The sequence below is a fragment of the Streptomyces sp. M-16 genome (assembly GCF_052114405.1).
Classification (GTDB): Bacteria; Actinomycetota; Actinomycetes; order Streptomycetales; family Streptomycetaceae; genus Streptomyces.
The window spans coordinates 1-5,205 of sequence record NZ_JBFRER010000230.1; the positions used below are offsets into that span (position 1 = coordinate 1).

The 5,205-nt window shown below is 76.7% G+C and carries 5 protein-coding genes; 4 read left to right on the forward strand and 1 reads right to left on the reverse strand.

Annotation, left to right across the window (positions count from 1 at the left end; translation table 11 throughout):
• The coding region (locus tag AB4039_RS41320; RefSeq protein WP_442273208.1) for a GTPase-associated protein 1-related protein at positions 1 to 581 on the forward strand (581 nt) is incomplete at its 5' end.
• 102 nt (positions 582 to 683) lie between these two features.
• Here AB4039_RS41320 and AB4039_RS41325 read toward each other — a convergent pair.
• The gene (locus AB4039_RS41325; RefSeq protein WP_442273209.1) at positions 684 to 1,784 is read right to left on the reverse strand and encodes a hypothetical protein; all 1,101 of its coding nucleotides are present in this window, start codon (positions 1,782 to 1,784) and stop codon (positions 684 to 686) included.
• 182 nt (positions 1,785 to 1,966) lie between these two features.
• Here AB4039_RS41325 and AB4039_RS41330 point away from each other — a divergent pair, with 182 nt between their 5' ends.
• The 3 genes from AB4039_RS41330 to AB4039_RS41340 form a co-directional block, all read left to right on the forward strand.
• The gene (locus AB4039_RS41330) at positions 1,967 to 2,989 is read left to right on the forward strand and encodes a 3-oxoacyl-ACP synthase III family protein (RefSeq protein ID WP_266843296.1); all 1,023 of its coding nucleotides are present in this window, start codon (positions 1,967 to 1,969) and stop codon (positions 2,987 to 2,989) included.
• The gene (locus tag AB4039_RS41335; protein WP_266843295.1) at positions 2,986 to 3,729 is read left to right on the forward strand and encodes a glycosyltransferase family 2 protein; all 744 of its coding nucleotides are present in this window, start codon (positions 2,986 to 2,988) and stop codon (positions 3,727 to 3,729) included. Before AB4039_RS41330 ends, AB4039_RS41335 begins: the two co-directional genes overlap by 4 nt.
• A partial coding sequence (locus AB4039_RS41340) for an AMP-binding protein (RefSeq protein ID WP_442273210.1) occupies positions 3,729 to 5,205 on the forward strand: 1,477 nt, incomplete at its 3' end. The genes AB4039_RS41335 and AB4039_RS41340, both read left to right, overlap by 1 nt.

Here is a 5,205-nt window from a genome sequence, read left to right on the forward strand (position 1 = left end):
CGCCGGACCGGGCGCCGGACGGGACGCCGGACCGGGCGCCGGACGGGACGCCGGACCGGGCGCCGGACGGGACGCCGGACCGGGCGCCGGACGGGACGCCGGACCGGGCGCCGGACGGGACGCCGGACCGGGCGCCGGACGGTGTGCGGGCGCATACGGCCGGCCCGGACTCCGGCCGCGCGGACGTCGTCGCGCGACTGCTCGGCGAGGAGCGGGCGGAGGGGGCCGTACGGGTGCTGTTCGAGAGCGAGGACGCCGCGTTGCTGGCCGCCTACCGGGAGGCGGCGCGCGGCGAGGGGGTGCGGGAGCGGCTGCGGGGTTCGCCGCGCTACCTCGCGGACTGCTTCGCCGTCTGGTCCGCCCACCCGCAGGCCGGGCCGCTGTGGCGCCAGGCCCGTACCGATCTGCTGGAGGAGGTGCTCCGGCCGGTCGTACGGGAACTGCCGTCCGAGCACCTCGCGGAGGCCGAGCGGGAGCTGGCCCGGCTCGGGCGCAGCCGGGCGGAGGAGTTCCGGGCCTGGCTGCGCCCGGGGCCGGGGGCCCGGCTGCGGGGGCTGTTCGGCCGCCGATCGGCCGGGTGAGGGCCCCTCAGCCGCCGACCAGTGTGGTGATCTCCCGGGCCAGGGCCAGGGCCCCGCTGCCCGCGCCCAGCCCCACCGTGATGGTTTCCAGGCAGCGGCGGATCAGCCCCGGCTCGGGGACGCGGCGTTCCTCCCCGGCCCGTTCCAGTTCGCCGTGCAGGGTCCGGGCCGCGTCGACGTGGCCGAACGGGGGTCCTGCCGCAGCCTGCGCACGTCCAGGAACTCGTCCCGTAGCGGCGCCACCACCTGGGTGGTCACCTCCCAGCTCAGCCGGGGGTGCTGGACGCGGGCGCGCAGGTGCATGGAGACGATCACCCGGCCGCCCTGGCCGATCCCCTCCAGGCAGAGGCAGGTGCGCATCCCGAGGCCCGGGCGGGTCAGTCCGGCCTCCACCATCGCCTCCGGGATCGACGTGCGGGGCGCCCGCAGCCGGTCGGGCAGCAGTTCCTTCCCGGCGTGCGGGGTCATGGAGCCGCGCACGTACAGCCGGTTGCCGGCCCGGAGTCCTTCGAGGCCCGCGATGCCCCCCATCTCCCGGGCCACGAAGGCGTGCAGGTCGACGACGTCGAAGCCGACGATGGTCAGCTCGCCGCCGCCGACGGGGTCCTTGGCGGGGGTGCTGATGTCGATGGGCTGCCAGACCCGGTCCTCCACCATCTCGCCGCTGCCTACGAAGGGGTTCGTCCGCTCGGCGGGCTCGTGGTACGGCAGGACGTTGGTGCGGGCCTGCTCGTACAGCCGGGCTTCCAGCTCCGGGTCGAGCGGCGGCGCGAGCCGGTCGGGGGGCGGACCGTTCGAGCCGATCACCCGGTAGACCATCGTCCGGGACCGGTGCTCGGTGACCAGGACCAGGGTCCAGGCGGCGGCGAGCACGCCCAGGACGCCGAGCAGCTCCGGACCGACGGGCCGGTCCAGCTGGGCCCCGTAGACCAGCAGGGCCGCCGGGACCAGCCAGACCGCGAGCAGCACGGCCAGCAGGCCGTCGCGGAGGTCCGCGCGGCGCACCGCCACCCGCGCGTGCCGGGCCACCGCCACGAGGTCGACCCCGAGCGAGGGGCCGAGCGCCGTCAGCCGGTCCTCCGTGAGTTCGTCCGCGGTCTCGCGGGCGAACTGCTCGTTGCGGTGCACGGCCGCGCTCAGCCAGCGGTCCGTCCACTCCTCGCCCTGCTGGATGAGCCCGGGTAACTCACGATCGGCAGCCATTTCGTCCTCCCCCGTGGCCGTCGGTCCACGATACGAACAACTACCCCTGTCCGTACCGATATTGACGGATAGTCATTTTGTGTCGTCGAGGCGGAGGGCCGGCGTCCTACTCAGCGGGCACCACGTGTACTTGAGCATCCGTACTCAGGCCGGGGGCCGGTCCGGCCCGTCATCGTGAGGGCATGTTCATTCAGCAGCCTGACCCGCGTCCGCGCGCCGGGATAACCGCCGTCGGCGCCCTGTTGCCCGAGGACGTCCTGTCCTCCGACGACCTCCAGCGGGAGGTGACCCGGCGCAGTGGCATCGCGCTCCCGCCGAGGACACTGACGCAGGCGACCGGGATCCTGACGCGGCGGATCGCGGCCGAGGGGGTGTTCGCCTCCACGCTCGCGGTGGGCGCGGCCCGCCGGGCGCTGGACTCCGCCGGACTCACCCCGCTCGACGTGGATCTGCTGGTCTTCGCCTCCGCCTCCCGGGACATGGTCGAGCCGGCCACCGCGCACATCGTGCAGGCGGCGCTCGGGTCCCGGGCGCACGCCGTGGACGTCACCAACGCCTGCAACAGCTTCGTCAACGGCATCGACCTCGCCCGGAGCATGGTCCTGGCCGGGCGGGCGCGCCGGGCGCTGGTGGTCACCGGGGAAACCCCGAGCCGTGCGGTGCGCACGGACCCGGCCGACTTCGCGGAGTTCCGCAGCGGGTTCGCCGGTTACACCTTCGGCGACGCGGGGGCGGCCGTGGTGGTGGAGGCGGTGGAACGCGGCGGGATCCTGGACGTGGACACCGAGACGCACTCGGAGCACTGGGAGGTCGGGGGCATCCCGGGCGGCGGGTCGCGGCACCCGCGGGGGGACGCGTACACGTACTTCCGGGGGGACGGGCGGGAGCTGCGCGGGGTCTTCGAGAAGGTGGGCACGGCGGTCATCGACCGCACGCTGCACCGGACGGGGCTGGACTGGGACGGCTTCGCGAAGGTGCTGGTGCACCAGGTGACGGTGCCGTACCTGGAGCGGTTCGCGGAGCTGACCGGGGTGCCCGGGGAGAAGCTGGTGGTGACGGTGCCGGAGCTGGGCAACGTGGCCAGCGCGAGCATCGGGGTGCAGCTGGACCGGGTCTTCGGCGGCCTCGCCGCCGGGGAGCGGGTGCTGTTCGTGGGCCTGGGGGGCGGCGTCAGCATCATGACGATGGTCTGGGAGAAGTCGTGAACGCGCCGATGTGGGTGGTGGTGCCCGCGTACGAGGAGGAGGCGCGGCTCACCTCGACGCTGGCGGCGCTGGCGGCGCAGCGGGACCGGGAGTTCACCCTGCTGGTGGTCGACAACGCCTCCACGGACGGTACGGCCGCCGTCGCGAGGGAGTTCGCGCGGCGGGCGCCGTTCCCGGTGGAGGTGATAGAGGAGCCGGAGAAGGGGGTCGGCTCGGCCGTGGACACCGGGTTCCGGTACGCGATCGCGCGCGGCGCGACCCTGCTGGCCCGGACGGACGCCGACTGCCTGCCCCGGCCCGGCTGGACGGGCGCCGCGCGGGCGGCGCTGCTGGAGCGCCCCGGGCTGGTGTGCGGGCGGGTCACGGCGCGCCGCGACGAGCACGGGCCGCTGGGCCGGGCCGGTTTCGCGGGTCTGGTCGCGGTGGCCGCGCTGTTCGGGCGGCTGCGGCCGCAGCACTCCCGGCGGGGCGGGTTCAAGGCCCCGTACCGGATGCACGCGGGCAACAACATGGCCATCACCGCGGAGCTGTACCTGGCAGTCGGCGGGATGCCCCGGCGGCCCTCGCCCACGGACCGGCTCTTCCTGAACGCGGTGCGCCGCCACACCGACCGGATCACCCGCTGCCGGGGGATGGTCGTCGAGAACTCGACGCGCCGGCTGCGGGCGTACGGGCTCGCCGGGACCGCCCGCTGGTACCTCGACCAGGGCAGCGGCGCGCACGGAACGGACCCGCGCTGATGCTGGACCGACTGGAGCACGCGCTGCGCACCCGGCCCGAGCGGCCCGCCGTGCTGTCCGCGACCCGTACGGGGGCCACCCGGGTGAGCGCCACCCGCGGTGAACTCGTCGAGCTGGCGGACGCGTACGCCGCCGCCCTGCACGCGCGCGGGCTGCGGCCCGGGGACACCGTGGGGGTGGCGGTGCGGCCGGGGCCGCGCGCGCTGGCGGTGCTGCTCGCGCTGTGGCGGCTGGGGCTGCGCGGGGCCGTGCTGGACCCGGGGGCCGGGGCCGAGGTGCTGCGGGCCCGCCTCGCGCTGGCCCGGCCGGCGCTGGTGCTCGCGGACGCCGCCGCGCAGGCGGTCGCCGGATGGGCCCGGACGCTGGCCCGGCGGGCCCGGCTCGAACTGCCGGAGCTGGCCGGGCTGGGGCCGGTGGCCACGGTCGGCCCCCGGCTGCCGGGCTGCGCGCCCGCGCTGGAGACGGGGGCGCCGCGCACCGGCGTGCCGGTCTACGGGGGCACCGACGCCGCCGACGCGGTGATCGTCTTCACCTCGGGGACCACCTCGCGGCCCCGGGCCGTGGTGCACAGCCGGGCCGGGCTGGCCGCGGGGATGGACACGGTGGCGTCCCTGTTCACGGCGGACCCGGCGACCGGCGGGCACGGCGCGGAGCCGGTGCTGGGCGGCACCTTCTTCGTACTGGTGCCCTCCCTGACGCGCGGGGCGCCCGTCGCCCTGCCGGCCCGCTCCCCCGCCGTGCTGGCCCGCCAGCTGCGCCGGCTGCGGCCCCGGGACACCTATCTGACCCCGCCGCAGCTGCGGGACGCGCTGGGGGCGGGCGCCCGGTTCGGCGGCCGGGTGTGGACGGGGTCGGCTCCGGCGAGCGCCGCGCTGCTGGACCGGGTCCGGGCGGCGGGCGCGGACGAGGCGTGGGGGGTGTACGCGCTGACCGAGCTGTTCCCGGCGGCCGCGGTGGAGTCCCGGGAGAAGGCGGCCTTCGCAGGGGCGGGGGACCTGGTCGGCGCCCCGCTGCCCGGGGTCCGGGCGGTGGCGGACGGGGACGGGCAGCTGCTGCTGGCCGGGCCCGCGGCCCGGGACCGCTACCTCGGGGAGGAGCCCGATCCGTGGGTGCGTACGGGCGACCGGGCGCGGCTGGACGGAGCGGGCCGGATCGTGCTGGAGGGCCGGTGCAAGGACATGGTGCTGCGCAGGGCGGAGAACATCTACCCGGGCCTGTACGAGCCGGGGCTGCACGTGCCCGGGGTCGAGCTGGGCGTGCTCGTCGGGGTCCCGGCGGGCGACGGGGACGAGCGGCTGGTCGCGGTGGTGCAGCCGCAGCGCGGGATCCCCGAACCGGCCCTGCGGGCCGCGCTGTCGGACCCGCTGCGCCGGATGGGCACGGCCCGGCCGGACGCGCTGCTGTTCGCGCGGATCCCGCTGTCGGGGCGTTCGCGCAAACCCGACCGGGCGGCGGCGTCGGAGCTCGCGGCGGAAC

Excerpts from the sequence above, each read along its gene's own strand:
- AB4039_RS41325 (WP_442273209.1), bottom strand. The coding sequence starts at position 1,784 with ATGGCTGCCGATCGTGAGTTACCCGGGCTCATCCAGCAGGGCGAGGAG.
- AB4039_RS41330 (WP_266843296.1), top strand. The coding sequence starts at position 1,967 with ATGTTCATTCAGCAGCCTGACCCGCGTCCGCGCGCCGGGATAACCGCC.